At 72.8% G+C, this 14,412-nt stretch carries 17 protein-coding genes and 1 tRNA gene; 4 read left to right on the forward strand and 14 right to left on the reverse strand.

Going from position 1 to position 14,412, the window contains the following annotated elements:
* The first annotated feature begins 29 nt into the window (after positions 1-29).
* Entirely contained in the window at positions 30-1,775 is a 1,746-nt protein-coding gene (locus tag HNQ58_RS06200; protein WP_183948046.1) for a diguanylate cyclase, read from the forward strand.
* Positions 1,776-1,832: 57 nt separating this feature from the next.
* Here HNQ58_RS06200 and HNQ58_RS06205 read toward each other — a convergent pair whose 3' ends face one another.
* Genes HNQ58_RS06205 through HNQ58_RS06215 form a run of 3 tightly spaced genes read right to left on the reverse strand, consistent with a single transcriptional unit; the run spans position 1,833 to position 2,692 of the window.
* Positions 1,833-2,045, reverse strand: a complete 213-nt coding sequence (locus tag HNQ58_RS06205; protein ID WP_183948047.1) for a GDCCVxC domain-containing (seleno)protein — start codon at positions 2,043-2,045, stop codon at positions 1,833-1,835.
* Positions 2,038-2,325 carry a heavy-metal-associated domain-containing protein gene (locus HNQ58_RS06210; protein WP_183948048.1) on the reverse strand — a complete coding sequence of 96 codons (288 nt, stop codon included), beginning with the start codon at positions 2,323-2,325 and terminating at the stop codon, positions 2,038-2,040. The genes HNQ58_RS06205 and HNQ58_RS06210 overlap by 8 nt, the downstream gene beginning before the upstream one ends.
* 10 nt (positions 2,326-2,335) lie before the next feature.
* Complete coding sequence (locus HNQ58_RS06215; protein WP_183948049.1) at positions 2,336-2,692, reverse strand: mercuric transporter MerT family protein; 357 nt, start codon at positions 2,690-2,692, stop codon at positions 2,336-2,338.
* A gap of 41 nt (positions 2,693-2,733) precedes the next feature.
* Here HNQ58_RS06215 and HNQ58_RS06220 point away from each other — a divergent pair, with 41 nt between their 5' ends.
* Positions 2,734-3,198, forward strand: coding sequence for a MerR family transcriptional regulator (locus HNQ58_RS06220; RefSeq protein WP_183948050.1), 465 nt, complete (start codon positions 2,734-2,736; stop codon positions 3,196-3,198).
* A gap of 43 nt (positions 3,199-3,241) precedes the next feature.
* Here HNQ58_RS06220 and HNQ58_RS06225 read toward each other — a convergent pair.
* The 6 genes from HNQ58_RS06225 to HNQ58_RS06250 form a co-directional block, all read right to left on the reverse strand.
* Positions 3,242-3,317: transfer RNA gene (locus HNQ58_RS06225), tRNA-Thr, on the reverse strand.
* 40 nt (positions 3,318-3,357) lie between these two features.
* Positions 3,358-4,017 (reverse strand): SPOR domain-containing protein, encoded by a 660-nt coding sequence (locus HNQ58_RS06230; protein ID WP_183948051.1) that lies wholly within the window; start codon positions 4,015-4,017, stop codon positions 3,358-3,360.
* A gap of 9 nt (positions 4,018-4,026) precedes the next feature.
* Positions 4,027-4,761: a type III pantothenate kinase gene (locus HNQ58_RS06235; protein WP_183948052.1), complete on the reverse strand. Its 735-nt coding sequence runs from the start codon at positions 4,759-4,761 to the stop codon at positions 4,027-4,029.
* Between the two features lie 105 nt (positions 4,762-4,866).
* Positions 4,867-5,847 carry a bifunctional biotin--[acetyl-CoA-carboxylase] ligase/biotin operon repressor BirA gene (gene birA, locus HNQ58_RS06240; protein WP_183948053.1) on the reverse strand — a complete coding sequence of 327 codons (981 nt, stop codon included), beginning with the start codon at positions 5,845-5,847 and terminating at the stop codon, positions 4,867-4,869.
* Complete coding sequence (plsY, locus tag HNQ58_RS06245) at positions 5,844-6,467, reverse strand: glycerol-3-phosphate 1-O-acyltransferase PlsY (protein ID WP_183948054.1); 624 nt, start codon at positions 6,465-6,467, stop codon at positions 5,844-5,846. The genes birA and plsY overlap by 4 nt, the downstream gene beginning before the upstream one ends.
* Positions 6,468-6,542: 75 nt before the next feature.
* Complete coding sequence (locus tag HNQ58_RS06250; RefSeq protein WP_183948055.1) at positions 6,543-8,393, reverse strand: DegV family protein; 1,851 nt, start codon at positions 8,391-8,393, stop codon at positions 6,543-6,545.
* Between the two features lie 179 nt (positions 8,394-8,572).
* Here HNQ58_RS06250 and HNQ58_RS06255 point away from each other — a divergent pair, with 179 nt between their 5' ends.
* Both HNQ58_RS06255 and HNQ58_RS06260 read left to right on the forward strand, forming a co-directional pair.
* Positions 8,573-8,851 carry a hypothetical protein gene (locus tag HNQ58_RS06255; RefSeq protein ID WP_183948056.1) on the forward strand — a complete coding sequence of 93 codons (279 nt, stop codon included), beginning with the start codon at positions 8,573-8,575 and terminating at the stop codon, positions 8,849-8,851.
* Positions 8,852-8,900: 49 nt separating this feature from the next.
* A complete protein-coding gene (locus tag HNQ58_RS06260) occupies positions 8,901-9,677 on the forward strand; it encodes a M90 family metallopeptidase (RefSeq protein WP_183948057.1) in 777 nt (258 codons plus the stop codon).
* A 144-nt stretch (positions 9,678-9,821) separates the two neighbouring features.
* On the opposite strand, the gene HNQ58_RS06265 is transcribed toward HNQ58_RS06260, so the two are convergent.
* The 5 genes from HNQ58_RS06265 to dusA form a co-directional block, all read right to left on the reverse strand.
* The gene (locus HNQ58_RS06265) at positions 9,822-11,219 is read right to left on the reverse strand and encodes an ATP-binding protein (RefSeq protein ID WP_183948058.1); all 1,398 of its coding nucleotides are present in this window, start codon (positions 11,217-11,219) and stop codon (positions 9,822-9,824) included.
* Between the two features lie 9 nt (positions 11,220-11,228).
* The gene (locus HNQ58_RS06270) at positions 11,229-11,909 is read right to left on the reverse strand and encodes a response regulator transcription factor (RefSeq protein WP_183948059.1); all 681 of its coding nucleotides are present in this window, start codon (positions 11,907-11,909) and stop codon (positions 11,229-11,231) included.
* Positions 11,910-11,946: 37 nt separating this feature from the next.
* Complete coding sequence (locus HNQ58_RS06275) at positions 11,947-12,249, reverse strand: hypothetical protein (RefSeq protein ID WP_183948060.1); 303 nt, start codon at positions 12,247-12,249, stop codon at positions 11,947-11,949.
* A 152-nt stretch (positions 12,250-12,401) separates the two neighbouring features.
* Positions 12,402-13,322 carry an arginine deiminase-related protein gene (locus HNQ58_RS06280; protein ID WP_183948061.1) on the reverse strand — a complete coding sequence of 307 codons (921 nt, stop codon included), beginning with the start codon at positions 13,320-13,322 and terminating at the stop codon, positions 12,402-12,404.
* Between the two features lie 2 nt (positions 13,323-13,324).
* Positions 13,325-14,329, reverse strand: a complete 1,005-nt coding sequence (gene dusA, locus HNQ58_RS06285; RefSeq protein ID WP_183948062.1) for a tRNA dihydrouridine(20/20a) synthase DusA — start codon at positions 14,327-14,329, stop codon at positions 13,325-13,327.
* Positions 14,330-14,412: the final 83 nt, after the last annotated feature.

The raw sequence follows: 14,412 nt of genomic DNA on the forward strand, positions 1-14,412 counted from the left end.
GCACCGCATAGTCGCGTATAGTCGCGCCCGTGACCCCATCTCCTCCCCGCACGGATCGGGCACGGGCCGATGCCCGCGGACGCGGCGTCGGGCTGCGCCTGTGGCTCGGCCTGAGTTACGGCGCCCTGACCGTGGTGCTGGCGGTCGCCCTCGCCCTGCTGATCGACCACCGCGCCGCCCAGCAGTTGCGCCAGGAAGTCGGTGCGCGACAGGCGGCACACGCGCGCCACCTCGCCGCCCGGTTCGATGCCGGCCTGAGCGCGCGCATCGAGGAACTCCAGCTGCTGGCGATACTGCCCGCGCTGCGCGATCCGAGCCTGAACCGGGAGACCGCGCAGGCACTGCTCGACCGGCTGCGCCACAACGTGCCCGACTATGCCTGGCTCGGTTTCGCCGATGCCGGGGGTCGCGTGCTGCTGGCCGCCGGCGGCCCGTTCGAAGGCGACGACGTGTCCGGCCTCGACTGGTTCCTCGCCGCCCGCGACGGCCTGTACCTGGGCAAGGTGCGCGACCGTCCGGCACCCACCGGCCCGCCCGATGCCCGGGCCGGCGCGCCGGAACGCTTCCTCGACATCGCCATGCCGGTCCACGGCAGCGACGGCCGGCTGCTGGGCGTGCTCGCCGCCTACCTGTCCTGGGACTGGGCGGAACGACAGCACGCGGAGCTGAACCGGACCGTCGCCGGTCAGGATCCGGCCGAGGTCATACTGACCGACAGCGAGGGCCGCGTCCTGCTCGGTCCCGAGCCCCTGCTCGGTCGGCAACTCGACAGCGAGGGCATGCGCACCCTGACCCGTGCCGGCAGCGGCCATCTCGACGAGGTCTGGCCGGGCGGCGGCCGCTACCTCACCGGTTACGCGCGCAGCGCGCACCTGGGCTGGGGCGTGCTGGTGCGGATACCCCATTCGCATGCGGTCTCCGGCGTGACCGCCCTGCGCATCGAGATCCTGCGTGCGGCGCTGGCGCTGATCCTGCTTTCGGTGCTGGCCGCCATCGCGATGGCCCGCCGCATCGGCGCCCCGCTGCACGCCCTGGCCGAGGCCGCCGCGCGCCTGCGCGCGCACGAGTCGGGCGCACGCCTGCCGCCGGCCAGCGGCTACCGCGAGGCGCGGCAGCTGACCGAGGCGTTGTCCGGCCTGGTCGACGACCTGACCGCGCGCGAGCGCGAACTGCGCGAGCTGGCCGAGAGCCTGGAGCAGCGCGTCGAACTGCGCACCCGCGAATTGAGCCTGGCCAATGCCGAGCTGGAGCGGCTGACGATCACCGACCCGCTGACCGGCCTGAGCAACCGCCGCCACTTCGACGAACAGTACGCACTGGAGGTCGAGCGCGCCCGCCGCCAGCGCCGCCCGCTGGCGCTGATGCTGATCGACATCGACCACTTCAAGCAGATCAACGACCAGCTCGGCCACCCGGTCGGCGACCACGTGCTGTGCACGGTGGCGCAGCTGCTCGACCAGGCGATCCGCCCCAACGACCTGATCGCCCGCGTCGGCGGCGAGGAGTTCGCCGTCGTCGCCATGGACATCGGCCCCGAGCACGCCACCGAACTGGCCGAGCGCCTGCGTGCGAAGATCGAGGCATGCAGCCCGATCGACATCGGCCGGGGCCAGGTGGAGGTCAGCATCAGCGTCGGCGTGTCCGTCCTGCTTCCCGGGCCACTGTCGGGCGACACCGTGGAACGCATCGCCGGCACCCTCTACGCGCAGGCCGACATGGCGCTGTATCGCGCCAAGCGCGCCGGTCGCAACCGGGTGATGTTCGCCCAGGAGTGAAGCCTCGCACCCATGCGGCGACACGCCGGCCGCGGCAGGGCGGCCGCCGCTCCCGCATCAATCGCAGCAGCGCCCCTGCCGCTGGACCGGCGGGCACGGCACCGTGCCGTACGAACAGAACACACAGCAGTCGCCCGGCTCGGGCCGCAGCAGGGCCTGGCAGGCCGGGCAATCGTAGAAGTACTGGCAGGCCGTGGTCGGCATGGTCTCGGTCACGCGGTGACCGCAGGCCGGACAGGTCAGCGTGCTTTGCAGTTGCAGCTCAATCATCGCGTTCGCTCACGTGGGCAGGAAAGCCGGCATCGGTCACCGCCTTCACGATGGCGGGCACATCGGCCCGCTGCGGATCGAAGACGACGGCCACGGTTCCGGCGCGCGGATCGACGACGACCTCCCCCACGCCCTCCAGTCTCGCGAGCGCCTTCTGGATCGTGATGCCGCACGCCGGGCAGGTCATGTTCCGCACCGACAGCACGACGCGTTCGGGCGTGGCGGCGGCGGCGAGCGCGAGCCATCCGGCCAGGACGGCAGCCACGACACGTTTGCGCATGTTCCACCTCCTACAGCAGCCAACCCACGTAATACGGAAACAGCAACAGCAACGCGACCAGCGCCGCCGCCACCCACAGCCAACGCCGACGTCGGCGCAGTCGCCGCGGATCGACGCAGTCCACGTCGGCGCTGCAACGCGGCGCGCGTGCGTAAGCCACCCGGAACGCCCAGCCCAGGCACAGCAGCGCGACGACGCTCAGCCCGGGGCGAAAAGTCTCGAACGCGGTGAGGCTGGCGACCCATGCGCCACCGATACCCAGCAGCACCAGCACGAGCGGTACGACACAGCAGACCGAGGCCGCGGCCGCGGCGAGGAGCGCCGCCCCCAGCGCCGGCCACTGTGAACGGGACGAAGTCGGCTTCATGGCGCTATGCTGGACTCCGTACCCGAGTACGGAGTCAAGTCATGGCCGCCAAGCCGTTCAGCATCGGCCGCCTGGCCGCGGCCGCAGGCGTGCATGTCGAGACCGTGCGCTACTACCAGCGCCGTGGTCTGCTCGACCAACCGGTCCGCCCGCTCGGCGGCATTCGCCGCTATGGTCCGGCGGATCTGGAGCGGCTGCGGTTCATCCGTCGCGCCAAGGCGATGGGGTTCAGCCTCGACGAGATCGCGGATCTGTCGAAGATCGCCGGGCATCGCGCCTGCGAGCGGACACGGCGCCTGACCGAACACAAGCTGGCACAGGTACGCGAGCGCCTGGAAGCGCTGCGCCGACTGGAAGCCGAGCTGGTGCGGCTGGTCGCGGCATGCTCCCGTCATGACGGCGACGAATGCCCGACGCTCGGCCTGCTCGCCGACGCCGTCGGCAAGCCCGCGGGCCGGCACCGTCGCCCGCCACGCCCGATCGACGCCTGCCCGGCCGGCCGGTAGGGAGAGCCCGGCGCACTGGCCGGGCCCGCGGTCGCGTTCGACCTGGTGCCGGCACCCAGACTCGAACTGGGGACCTACCGCTTACAAGGCGGTTGCTCTACCGACTGAGCTATACCGGCATGGCGGGCATTGTAGTGGATGCCGGGGTGGTGGCGCCGCTCAGCGGCAGGCGACGTCGCGCGCCTCGCTGCCGGGCCAGGGGCGCAGCAGCTCGCGCACGTCGAAGTCTTCCGGCACGGCAGCGTCCAGCCACCACTGCGCGCTTTCCTCGGTGCGCGGCTCCAGCCGTGGCTCGAAACCGAGCGCGCGCACTTCCTCGCGCCGCCGCTCGGCATTGGCGAGGTCGCGGAACAGGCCGAGCGAGATGGTGTTCTGCTCGTCGCCGGCGGCGACCACGTAGTAGTCGTTCAGGCCGCGCGCGGCCAGCTGGCGCGCCGTCTCCAACGCCTGCTGCCGGCTCGCCGATGCCGGCAGGAACACGCGGTAGCCGCGCAACTGCGCGCTGCGCGTCTCGCGCAACTGCAGATGGCCGGCGACCGGCTGCAGCGCGTTCATCACCCGGCGCAGATCGGCCGGACTCGGGAACGGACCCAGGGTGAGGCAGCGCGGCGTGGCCGACAGCGGCTCGGGCGGCGAGTCCGGTTCGGCCTCGATCGCCGGCGCCGACGCCAGCTCGGCCTCGCCGAGCAGCACCAGCGCCGGCACGCCGGGATCGGTGGGCGCGGGGACGGGCGTCTCGGCCTGCGGGCGCAGCCACCACCAGCCGGCGACGGCGAGGTTCATGGCGAACAGCAGGACGAACAGCAGGCGGACGAGCATCCGGGAATTCTAGCCGGTCACGGCGGCACGGACGGCCAGCCCTTCCAGCACCAGATCGGGCGCGGCCTCGGCCGGCACGCGCAGCGCGGCCAGCAGCGAGTCGCCGCCGCCGCCGGCAATCAGCAGCGCCGGCGTCGTGCCCAGGCATTCGCTGGCGCGGGCGTGACTGCGTTCGATCAATCCGAGCGCGGCGCCGACCGTGCCGCCGGCCAGCGCGTCCTCGGTGCAGCGCGCGAAATCCACCCGCTCGCCGCCCGCCACATCCAGCGCCGGCACGCGCGAGGCCAACATTTCGCGCATCAGCGCCGGCGACGGTGCGATCAGGCCGCCAAGGTGCTCGCCATCGGCCAGCAGGTCGACAGTGAGCGCGGTGCCGACGCCGACGATCAGCCACGGCCCGGGCCCGCGCCGGTGCGCGCCGAGCAGGGCCAGAAAGCGATCCACCCCCAGCCGCGCCGGCTCGGCGTAGGCGATGCGCAGACCGGCGAACTCGCTTTGCGTGTGCACGCGCTCGCAGGGCACCCCGTGGCGGGCGGCCAGGGCAGCGACGCGGGCGGCCAGGTCCTCGCCGGCGACGCTGGCGAGCAGCGCACGTTCGGCGCGCGGCAGCTCGGCCAGGCACGCATCGAGTGCGTGCTCGAAGCCGGGCTCGCCATGCGCCAGCGCGCCGTGCTCACGCAGGCCGCCGTCGTCGAAGCGCGCCCACTTCAGGCGGGTGTTGCCGAGGTCGAAGAGCCAGGTCACGGGAATCGGGAATCGGGAATCGGGAATCGGGAATCGGGAATCGGGACGAGCTTCATGGAGTGGATGCCGCGCACGCAAGCGCCCGACGCGAATGCCGGCCAGGCGCTACTCCGTGGCGCCCGCGCGCAGGCTGACTTCGCCGCTGTGATAGACGCGCTCGCCACCGTCGCCATGGCGCACGCGCAGGCCACCGTCGGCGGCGATGCCGAGCGCGACCCCCTCGCGGACGGCATCGCCGAGCAGCAGGCGTACTTCACGGCCGGCGAAGGCGTCCAGCGCCGCCCAGCGCGGCAGGAACGGCGCCAGCCCGTCGCGGGCGAAATCGTCCAGCGCCGGCCACAGCGACGCCAGCAGCGCCGCCGCCAGCGCGTTGCGGTCGGGCACGGCCGCCGGCCGCAGCGCCGTCAGATCGGTCCAGGGCTGGTCGATGGCCTGTGCCGCGGCGCGCGGCATGCGCACATTCAGGCCGAGGCCGATCACCGCCTGGATCGGGCCGCCGACTTCGCCGCCCAGCTCGATCAGGATGCCGCCGAGCTTGCGTCCGTCGGCAAGCAGGTCGTTCGGCCATTTCAGCGCGACCGCCCCGTATCCGAGCCTGCGCAGCGCCTCGGCCACGGCGATGCCGACCACCAGGCTCAGCCCACCCAGCGCGGCCACGCCGCCATCGAAACGGCGATGCAGCGAGAGGTAGAGGTTTGCCGCCAGCGGCGAAGCCCAATGGCGTCCGCGCCGGCCGCGACCGCCACGCTGGCGCTCGGCGAACAGCGCCAGGCCATCGGGGCAGTCCGCGCCGCGACGGATCAGCTCGGCGTTGGTGGAGTCGATCTCCCACACCACCTCCGGCACCGGCCAACGTGCCCGCAGCGATGGCGGCAGCAGCGCGGCAATGCGACCGGCGTCGAGCAAGGTCACCGGCGCGGCCAGCGCGTAGCCGCGCCCGGTCCGGGCCTCGATCTCGACGCCGTCGGCACGCAGGGCCTCGATGCGCTTCCACACCGCCGCGCGGGTGAGGCCCAGCTCCTTCGCCAGCGCCGCGCCCGAGCACGGCCCCTGCGCGAGTCGCGCGAGCAGATCGCGATCGCTCACGCCGGGCGTTTCCCGAACAGCCGCGCCAGCACCCGCGCGCGCTCGAAGCGGTGCTCGTTGCCGGCGCGCAGCCGCGCCAGGTTGGCACGGTGGGTGAAGGCGATGAACGCCGCCACCGCCAGCGCGAAGGCCAGCCGTGTGCCGTCCGCGCCGATGGCGAAGGCGAACGCGGGCAGTGCGGCCGCCGCCAGGATCGTCGCCAGGCCGACATAGCCGGTGATGGTCAGGCACAGCAGCCACACCGCCAGCAGCGGCAGCACAGCCAGCGGCCACAGCACCAGCAGGCCACCGACCAGGGTGCCGGCGCCCTTGCCGCCGCGGAACCCGTGGAAGACCGGCCACACATGACCGGCGACCGCGGCGAGCACGGCCAGATACGCCACGTCGGCATCGCCCGCGAAGCGCCGCGCCAGCCAGGCGGCGAGCACGCCCTTGCCGACGTCGACCAGCACCGTACCCAGCGCGAACCGCCAGCCCTGCGTGCGCAAGGCATTGGTGCCGCCGGCATTGCCGCTGCCCTGGGTGCGGATGTCGACGCCGCGCAGGCGGCCGAGCAGCAGGCTGCCCGACAGCGAGCCGAGCAGGTAGGCGGCGAGGATCAAAACCAGTGCGGTGATCATCCCGCGATTATGGGGCGCGTGGGCGACGGCGCACCACAGCAGTCACGCCACGGCTGCACCGTCGATGCTGCCAGGTCAATGCCCCGCCACCGGCTGCACCGACACCACCAGCGCGCCCGGGCCGGCATGGGCGCCGACGGCGGGGCCGGTCTCGACCAGCCAGCCCTCGGCGCAGTCGAGCCGCGCGCGCAATGCGTCGAGCAGCGCCTGGCCGTCGGCGGCACTGTCGCAGTGGCCGACGATCAGCCGGCAGCGCGTCCGCGGCAGCCGCCTGGCCAGATAGTCGGCGAAGCGCTCGGGCACGCGATGGCGGCCGAACAGCGCGCCGGCCACGCCGAGCCGGCCGTCCGGCCTCACCTTGGCCACCGGCGTCATGCCCAGCCCCTCGATCAACGGCTTGGCCCAGCGCGGCACGCGGCCGCCACGCACGCCATGGCTGAGGTCGCGGGCGATGGCCCAGGTGAGCGTCAACGGACGCAGGCGTTCGAGCTCGGCGACGATCTCGTCGGAGGCGGCGCCCTCCTGCGCCAGCTCGGCGGCGCGGATCGCCAGCAGCGCCTGGCCGCCGGCGGCGTTGGCACTGTCGAAGACATGGCTGCGCGCGGCATCGACGCGTGCGGCGGCGGTTTCGGCCGACTGCAAGGTGCCCGAGACCGCGCGCGACAGGCCGACGTAAACCAGCGCCGGGTGGTGCGACAGCAGGAACTCGAACTGGCGACGGAAATCGCCCGGCGGTGGCTGGCTGGTGCGCGGCAGCACCGACTCGCCGCGCAGTTTCGCGTAGAACTCGCCCGGGCTGAGGCTGACCTTGTCGAGGTAGTCGCGTTCGCCGAAATTGATCCGCAACGGCACGACGTGGATGTGCAGGCGCTCGGCCAGCCCGGCCGGCAGATCGGCGGAGCTGTCGGTGACGATCGCCACGCCCTCGCCCTCGGACGCGACGGCGCGCTGCTGCGCCAGCATGTCGTCGGCCTTGCAGCCTTCGACGCGGCCGAAGCGCGCGCAGACCTCGAACAGCCGCTGCGGGTCGGCCACGTGCGCGTGCAGGCGCACGCGCGCCGCCGAACCGGCCACCACCACGCAGCTCGCGCCGAGCGCGAGCACCTCGGCACGCAGCCCCTCGCGGTCGATCGGCGCGGCGACCGCATCGCCCAGCAGCAGGCACTCGCTGCACCAGCGATGGTCGGGGTCCCCGCAGGCCTCGCGATGCGCGCTCTGAGCCTCGAAGTCGGCCGCGATGTCGGCCTCGGCGTCGGCCGCCGCCACCCGCCGCGAGGCGATGAACTCGGCGATGCCTTCGAGCAGATCGACGAAGCCCTGCGCGCCGGCATCGACCACACCGGCCTTCTGCAACACGGCCAGCTGCTTCGGCGTGTTCGCCAGCGCCGTGCGGGTCCGCTCCAGTGCGCCACCGAACCACTCGCGCAGATCGTCGTGGGTATGCTCCAGCGCCTCGGCGAAGGCGTGGATGACACTCAGGATGGTGCCCTCGCGCGGCTCGCTCAGTGCCGCGCGGGCCGAGTGCGCGCCCTTGCGCACCGCCAGGCTGAGCGTGCGGGTGTCCAGTGCGACCGTGTCGCGGCCGACCGCCTCGGCGACCCCCTGCAGGAACTGCGCGAGGATGGCGCCGGAATTGCCGCGCGCGCCGTCGATGGCGTCCTCGCCGACCCGCCCGAGCAGCTCGCCCGGCGAGCCGGCAGGCCGGCTGAGCGCGCCGCCGAGCACGTGGCCGAGGGTGAAGGCGAGGTTGCTGCCGGTGTCGCCATCGGGCACCGGAAAGACGTTGATCCGGTTCAGCGTCTCGCGGTGGGCGATCACCTTGCGCGCGCCGGCGATCAGGGCCCGGCGCAAGGCCGGGGCGGAAATGCGCCGCGGCAGCGGCCGGGCGGAATCGAGCTGGGCGTTCATGCCCGCCGGAGTCTGCACCAGTCGATCCGATCCGCCATGCTGCAGCGCAGCGTGAGCGGCCCGCGCCATGACGTGCGCCGGCTGCGGCAAACGGTGACGGGGCCGGCACCCCGGCCGGGGAATGCGGCTAGAATGGGCATTGCCCGACGCCGGCCCTGCCCGACGCCCTGCCGACCGGTGTTCCCGAGGATCGCGCCATGAGACTGCTGCTGCCGTTCGCCCTGCTGCTGTGCTTCCTCCCCAGCGCCCACGCGCTGGAGAACGCGCGCCTGTCCCCGGACGGCGCCAGCGAGGGCTGCCCGGTCACCCAGGGCGAGGGCCAGAACGCCAATCCGGCGCCGGCCGCCCGCGAAGACGCCACCGACGCCGCCGCGACCGCGCCGGCGCGTGGCCCGGGCGATCCGATGCAGCCCCCGTCCAAGCCGCAACGCAGCCCGGCCCGCTGGCAGAGCCTGCTGCCGGGAATGTTCCGCTGAACACCCGCCGGCGCTTGCCTCGCCGACGCGACGCCCGCACCCTGCGGGCATGATCTCCCTGCTGCGACGCCTGCGCCGCGCCTTCGCGCCCGAGCCCGTCCATCTGGACGACGCCGAGTGGTCGCGCGTGGTCGCGCGCGTGCCCTGGGCGGCCGCGCTCGACCCGGCGCGGCGCGAGCGCCTGCGCGCGCTGGTCGGCCGCTTCCTGCGCGACAAGGCCATCGTCCCGGCCGGTGACTTCGCCATCGACGCCCACCAGGCCCACGTGCTGGCGGCGCTGTGCTGCCTGCCGGTGCTCGAATTCGGCTACGGCGGCCTGGCCGGCTGGTCCGAGCTGATCCTCTACCCGGACACCTTCCGTGCCCACCGCAGCCATTTCGACGAACACACCGGCGTGCTCACCGAGGGCGAGGAGGAGCTGGCCGGCGAAGCCTGGGACCGTGGCCCGGTGATCCTGTCCTGGGGCGACATCGAGGCCGACCTGGCCGAGCCGGACGCCGGCTTCAACGTCGCCGCCCACGAGATCGCCCACAAGCTGGACGTGCTCGACGGCGTGATGGACGGCACCCCGCCGCTGCCGCGCGACTGGCAGCGCAAGTGGGCGCGCGACTTCCAGGCCGCCTACGACGCGCTGTGCGAGGACCTCGACCACGAGCGCGAACCGGCCATCGACGCCTACGCCGCCAGCGCGCCGGAAGAGTTCTTCGCGGTCTGCACCGAATACCACTTCTCCGCGCCGCAGGTGCTGGCCGACGCCATGCCGGCCGTCGCGGCGCACCTGGAGCGCTTCTACGGCCCCTCGCCGTTCCGTTCGCGCGCGGCCTGAGCGCCTGGAAAGCACGCACGGAGAACGCGGAGAAAACGCTGGAGAAAGCGGAGGAAATCCCTGATCGTCTCCGCGCTCCCCCCGTTTTTCTCCGTCGTCTCCGTGCGTGCTTTCGCTGTTGAGGCCGACGAAGCCCCGCGCGCCCTACAACCCGGGCGGGAAGTACAGCCGGAAGCGCGCGCCGCCGAGCTCCTCCGAACGGGTCACACTCAATTCGCCGCGGTAGGCGCGGACGATGTCCTGCACGATGGCCAGGCCGATACCGTGACCCTGCACCCGCTCGTCGCCGCGCACACCGCGCTGCAGCAGGCGCTCGACCTGGTCCGGCGGAATGCCCGGGCCGTCGTCCTCGACCACCAGCTCCAGCCCGGCGCGGCGATGCGCCGGATCGGGGTGGCTGGCGACCGTCAGCACCACCCGGTGCGAGGCCCACTTGAAGGCGTTCTCCAGCAGGTTGCCGAGCAGTTCCATCAGGTCGCCCTCCTCGCCGTGGAAGCGGGCGGCGGCGTCGATCTCGAATTCGCACAGCACACCCTTTGCCGCGTAGATCTTCTCCAGGCTGCGCACGATCTCCTCGGCGCGACCGGCGATCTCCAGCGGCGCGGCGAACAGCTGGTGGCCGGTGGTCGCGGCGCGCGAGAGCTGGTAGGAGACGATGTCGTTCATCCGCTGCACCTGGAGCCTCACCTCCTCGCGCAGCTCGGCCTCGCCGGCGCCGTTCTCCAGCCGTGAGCGCAGCACCGCCAGCGGCGTCTTCAGGCTGTGGGCGAGATCGGACAGGGTGTTGCGGTAGCGGTCCAGGTGCTCGCGCTCGCTGCGCACCAGAGCATTGATCGAGCCGGTCAGCGGCTCCAGTTCGCGGGGGTGGCGGCCGGACAGGCGCTCGGCCTCGCCGCGCTGCACCCGGCCCAGCTCGCGCTCGACCCGGCGCAACGGCAGCAGGCTCCATTGCAACACCAGCACCTGCACCAGCAGCAGCAGCAGCGCCGCACCACCCAGGTAGCGCCACAGCGCCTGCCGGAACACGGCGATCTGCTCGCCGACCACGCGCGCGTCCTCGAAGACGAAGAAGGTGAAGGCGTGCTCGCCCTGCTCCCAGAAGATGCCGAGCGCATAGCGGTACACCGGCTGTCCGCCGGCGCCGCCGTTCTCGCCCTCGCTCTGGCTGGCCAGCGGGCCCTCGAAACGCTCGACGCCGGGGTCGAGCGCGAGATCGAGCGGCAGCGTCTGGCCGAGCGCCGACGGCGCCTGCCATTCGATGGTGTCGCCGATCACCGCCGCGTACAGGCCGCTGCCGGGGCGGTTGAAGCGCGGGTCGGGCGGCACCTCGGGCGGCAGCAGGATGCCGCCGCGGGTGATGTCCATGCCGCCGAGGTAGGCCAGGGCGTAGCTGCGCAGCCGGTCCTGCAGACCGCTCTGCGCGGTTTCGGTGAAGGCGCGGTCGAGTGCGTAGCCGGTCAGGCCGAGAAAGGCGATCAGGCCCAGACTGGCGGCCAGCAGCTGGCGCGCCTGCAGCGAGATGGCCCGCCAGCGCCAGCGCATCCGTGCGCCTTATTCGTTGCGCGGGATGGCGAAGCGGTAGCCGCGGCCGCGCACGGTCTCGATCGGCTTGATCTGCCCTTCCGGGTCGAGCTTCTTGCGCAGGCGGCCGATGAAGACCTCGAGCACGTTGGAGTCGCGGTCGAAATCCTGCTGGTAGATGTGCTCGGTGAGATCGGCCTTGGAGACCAGCTCGCCGGCGTGCAGCATCAGGTACTCCAGCACCTTGTACTCGTAGCTGGTCAGGTCCACCGGGTCGCCGTTGACGCTGACCGACTGGGCAGCCAGGTCGAGCGTGATCGGCCCGCATTCCAGGGTCGGCTTGCTCCAGCCGGCGGCCCGGCGCAGCAGGGCGTTCAGCCGTGCCAGCAGTTCCTCGACGTGGAACGGCTTGACCAGATAGTCGTCGGCGCCGGCCTTCAGGCCCTCGACCTTGTCCTGCCAGCTGGAGCGGGCGGTGAGGATCAGGATCGGGAACTTGCGCTGCTCGGCGCGCAGGTTGCGGACCAGTTCCATGCCGGACATCTTCGGCAGGCCAAGGTCGATGATGGCTACGTCGAACGGCACCTCGCGGCCGAGGTACAGGCCCTCTTCGCCGTCCTGGGCTGCATCCACGGCGTAGCCTTCGCGCTTGAGGCGCGCGGCCAGGGTTTCACGCAGCGGGGCTTCGTCCTCGACCAGCAGGATGCGCATGGGCGTTCTCCTTGCAGCGGTCCGGCGGGCGGCCGGATCAGTAGTCCATGCCGTCGTCGCGCTCGCGGCGGCGGCGGTCGTCGTCGTCGCGGCCGCGCCGCGCATCGTCGTGCAGCACGCGCACACGGCCTTCCGGCGTCAGCACCTTCACCCGGTTGACCTCGCCGCCGCGCACGCGTTCGGCCTTCAGCACCTGGCCGCCGGTCTCGCGCTCGGCGCGGCGCACCGCCTCGGGCAGGCCACGGTCGATCTGCCGCGCCGGCGGGTCCTCGGCGGCCACGACGCCGGCGCCGAGCAGCAGCGCGGCGGCAAGCAGCATTTGGCGGATGTCCAGTCGCATGGGCGGGATGTTAACGGCCAAACCGACGGCGGGATAGCCGTCATGCGCCGGAAGTCTGGGGGCCCGGGGGTGAATCCGGGCTTAAATGAACCGGGCGCGGCTCAGGCGCCAGACAGCTTGGTGCAGCGTGAGGCCGCGCTGCGGGAGCGGCGTCAGAAAATCTCGCCCACGCAGCAGCGCAGGCTGCCGCCGGCCTTCTCGATCTCGTCCAGCGGCACCGTCGCCAGCGCGAAGCCGGCGACCTCGAACGCGCGCCGGGTGGCCGGCACCAGCGCGTCGGCCGCGGCCTCGCTCATCCACACCCGGGTTTCGGACAGCGCGATGCAGTTGCCGGCGAAGCCGGTTTTCTCCTCGCGCGAGAGCGTCACCGTGTGCGGATACAGCCTGGCCAGCGCCGCCGGCACGGCCGGGTCGGCGAAGCCGTCCGGCGCGATCGCCAGCGCGCGGCCGGCCAGCGCGCTCATCACCACGTTGGCGTGGTACTCGCCCGGCGCCAGCGCGAACATCAGCGTGGCGCGCAGGCCGAAGGCGGCATGCATCGCCGCCGCGCCGGTCTCGTCGCAGCGCTCGGACAGCCCGCAGAAGCCGATGCCGCGTGCGCGGTCGATCACCAGCGAGCCGGTCAGCTCGCAGATGCCCGGCTGCGCGCGCAGGTCGTGCAGCGCGTAACCGAGCACGTCGCGGAAGAAGCCGACGATGTCGGCGCGCTCGGCTTCGCGCCGGCGCACCGCATGCCGCATGTGGCCGAGGATCGCCCGTCCCGCGCCGCCGACGCGGGCGGTAGCGAAGACGTTGTTGGGGAACACCGCGTCCGGCGTGTCCGCGCGGCCGGCGAAGGCCACCGTCGGCAGCGTCTCCGACAAGGCCCGCTGCAGCGCGCGGTGCTGGGCCAGCGCGCGCTGCGGGTCGACGCGCCGCGACAGGTCCATGTAGCGGTTGTCTTCGGCCGACTGCGCGGCCAGGGCGAAGCCTTCCGGCGTCACCAGGAACGCGCCGCGCGCGCAGGCCGGGCCGAGGTCCGCCGGCAGCGCACGGGCGAATGCGACGAACGCCGACGCGTCGCCGGTGAGCATGCTCAGGCCACCGCCGCGGTGGGGCGCCGGGTGTGCGCGATGGCGCGCTCGACCAGCGCCCAGTCGGCGCCGTCGCGGTGCGCGCCTTCGCTCAACACCTGCCGGAACGCGCGCCCGCCCGGCTGGCCGTGGAACAGGCCGAGCAGATGGCGGGTGATGTGCTTGAGCGCGTGGCCGGCGGCGAGGTGCCCGCGCACGTAGGCCTCCATCCCCCGCAGCAGCTCGGCGCGCGGGACGAGGTCGGCGGCGTCGCCGAACAGCGCCCGGTCGAGCCGGTGCAGCAGGTAGGGGTCGTGATAGGCCGCGCGCCCCAGCATCACGCCGTCGACGTGCGCCAAGTGCGCCAGCGCGTCCTCCACCGTGGCGATGCCGCCGTTGATCAGCACGCGCAGCGCCGGCCGCTCGCGCTTGAGCCGGTACACCCATTCGTAGCGCAGCGGCGGGATCTCGCGGTTCTCCTTTGGGCTCAGCCCCTGCAGCCAGGCCTTGCGCGCGTGCACCACGAACAATCCGCAGCCGGCCGCCGCCACCTGGTCGACGAAGGCGCGGAAGACGTCGTAGTCCTCCATCTCGTCCACGCCCAGCCGGCACTTCACCGTCACCGGGATCGCCACCCGCGCCCGCATCGCCGCCACGCAATCGGCGACCAGCGCCGGCTCCTTCATCAGGCAGGCGCCGAAGCGCCCCGCCTGCACGCGGTCGGACGGGCAGCCGACATTGAGGTTGACCTCGTCGTAGCCGAGGCCTTCCGCGATCGCCGCCGCCTCCGCCAACGCCGCCGGCTCGCTGCCGCCCAGCTGCAGCGCCAGCGGCCGCTCGGCCGGGTCGAAGCCGAGCAGCTTGGCGCGGTCGCCGCGGATCGCCGCCTGCGCGTGCACCATCTCGGTGTACAGCCGCGCGTTCGGCGACAGCAGCCGGTGGAAATAGCGGCAATGCCGGTCGGTCCACTCCATCATCGGGGCGACGCAGAGGCGGATCCGGTCCAGTGGCGGCAGGGGCGATGTCATCGGCGCATTGTAGCGACGCGGTGGCGACGGCCCGTGAACCGCGCCCGCCGCGTGCGTGTCGGCGCTTGCGCTTTATTTAATTG

The organism is Rehaibacterium terrae (genome assembly GCF_014202935.1).
Taxonomy (GTDB): Bacteria; Pseudomonadota; Gammaproteobacteria; order Xanthomonadales; family Xanthomonadaceae; genus Rehaibacterium; species Rehaibacterium terrae.

Coding starts and splice junctions, on each gene's coding strand:
- HNQ58_RS06205 (WP_183948047.1), bottom strand. CDS start 2,045: ATGATTGAGCTGCAACTGCAAAGCACGCTGACCTGTCCGGCCTGCGGT.
- HNQ58_RS06210 (WP_183948048.1), bottom strand. CDS start 2,325: ATGCGCAAACGTGTCGTGGCTGCCGTCCTGGCCGGATGGCTCGCGCTC.
- HNQ58_RS06215 (WP_183948049.1), bottom strand. CDS start 2,692: ATGAAGCCGACTTCGTCCCGTTCACAGTGGCCGGCGCTGGGGGCGGCG.
- HNQ58_RS06220 (WP_183948050.1), top strand. CDS start 2,734: ATGGCCGCCAAGCCGTTCAGCATCGGCCGCCTGGCCGCGGCCGCAGGC.
- HNQ58_RS06230 (WP_183948051.1), bottom strand. CDS start 4,017: ATGCTCGTCCGCCTGCTGTTCGTCCTGCTGTTCGCCATGAACCTCGCC.
- plsY (WP_183948054.1), bottom strand. CDS start 6,467: ATGATCACCGCACTGGTTTTGATCCTCGCCGCCTACCTGCTCGGCTCG.
- HNQ58_RS06255 (WP_183948056.1), top strand. CDS start 8,573: ATGAGACTGCTGCTGCCGTTCGCCCTGCTGCTGTGCTTCCTCCCCAGC.
- HNQ58_RS06260 (WP_183948057.1), top strand. CDS start 8,901: ATGATCTCCCTGCTGCGACGCCTGCGCCGCGCCTTCGCGCCCGAGCCC.
- HNQ58_RS06265 (WP_183948058.1), bottom strand. CDS start 11,219: ATGCGCTGGCGCTGGCGGGCCATCTCGCTGCAGGCGCGCCAGCTGCTG.
- HNQ58_RS06270 (WP_183948059.1), bottom strand. CDS start 11,909: ATGCGCATCCTGCTGGTCGAGGACGAAGCCCCGCTGCGTGAAACCCTG.
- HNQ58_RS06275 (WP_183948060.1), bottom strand. CDS start 12,249: ATGCGACTGGACATCCGCCAAATGCTGCTTGCCGCCGCGCTGCTGCTC.
- HNQ58_RS06280 (WP_183948061.1), bottom strand. CDS start 13,322: ATGCTCACCGGCGACGCGTCGGCGTTCGTCGCATTCGCCCGTGCGCTG.
- dusA (WP_183948062.1), bottom strand. CDS start 14,329: ATGACATCGCCCCTGCCGCCACTGGACCGGATCCGCCTCTGCGTCGCC.